1 protein-coding gene and 1 pseudogene are annotated in these 1,117 nt (G+C 66.2%); one reads left to right on the top strand and one right to left on the bottom strand.

Features of this window, described 5'->3' with window-relative positions:
• A pseudogene (locus ACFCZN_RS21365) lies at positions 1 to 606 on the bottom strand (NADH:flavin oxidoreductase/NADH oxidase); the annotation flags it as partial.
• A gap of 103 nt (positions 607 to 709) precedes the next feature.
• On the opposite strand from ACFCZN_RS21365, the gene ACFCZN_RS21360 reads away from it, so the two are divergent.
• Positions 710 to 1,042, top strand: a complete 333-nt coding sequence (locus tag ACFCZN_RS21360) for an ArsR/SmtB family transcription factor (RefSeq protein WP_430558101.1) — start codon at positions 710 to 712, stop codon at positions 1,040 to 1,042.
• Positions 1,043 to 1,117: the final 75 nt, after the last annotated feature.

Below are 1,117 nucleotides of genomic sequence, written 5' to 3'. Positions count from 1 at the left end.
GTACTCGTCATGCCGATCGTTCGAGATCGGTGAGAGGAAGGAGTGCAGGAGGTAGCCATGGGCGGCGTGGATCTCCAGAACGTCGAACCCGGCGTCGTCCGCACGGGTGGCGGCGTCCACGAAGTCGCGAACGACGCCGCGGATCTCTTCGGTGGTCAACGGGTATGGGGCTGGGGAGCCGGGGAAGGCCAGTGCGCTGGGGCCTTGAGTCGCCCAGCCGCCATGTGGCGTGTCGAGGTAGGCGCCCCCGTGCCACGGCTGTGCCGTGGATGCCTTGCGGCCCGCGTGGGAGAGCTCGATGCCCGCCTTCGCGCCCGACGCGTGGATCTCTGCCACGAGGTTCGCGTAACCGCCTACCTGCTTATCGCTCCAGAGCCCCAGGTCGTTCGGGGTGATGCGCCCTACTGGTGAGACCGCGGTCGCCTCGAGCATGACCAGACCGACCCCTCCCGCAGCCCGTGCGACGTAGTGGGCGTGGTGGAAGCCGGTCAGCGCTCCCGCCTGCTCGCCCGTGGGCACAGCGGAGTAGGTGCACATCGGCGACATCCAGATTCGGTTCGGGAACTCGACGTCACGCAGCTTCAGGGGATCGAACAGGGTGGGCACTGCAAGCCTCCGTAGTACGACGATCTTCGTAATACTGACGAGTGTACGACAGTTCTCGTACAATGGGCGGTGCGACGTATCACAGGTAGGAGAGGGGACTGGCGTGGCGAGAGTGCTGGAACACCCAGGGCGCGAGGAGTTCACTCTGGACGCGGTACTGTCCGCGCTGTCCGACCCGATCCGACGGTCCGTCGTCCAGGAGCTCTACGAGACCGGGGCCGAGCAGGCCTGTAGCGCGTTTGAGCTTCCGGTCTCGAAGGCGACATCGACCTACCACTTTCGCGTCCTTCGCGAAGCGGGGCTGATCAGTCAGAGGTACGTGGGGACCACGATCCAGAACCAGCTTCGGCTGGACGATGTGAGTGCCCGGTTCCCGGGGCTCCTCGACGCGGTCCTTGATCACCCGGCTGGCGCAGAAGACGGCGAGGCGCCGTGAACGATCGCGCGCTGAACCCGGGTGTGGTGCCGCGATCCTTGCCGCGACACCACACCCGGTGGGACTCCTGAAGGC

Origin of the sequence: Isoptericola sp. NPDC056134 (assembly GCF_042264825.1) — a bacterium.
Lineage (GTDB): Bacteria > Actinomycetota > Actinomycetes > Actinomycetales > Cellulomonadaceae > Isoptericola > Isoptericola nanjingensis.
The sequence above is the reverse complement of the archived record's forward strand: the minus strand, read 5'-3'. Positions and strand labels throughout refer to the sequence as shown.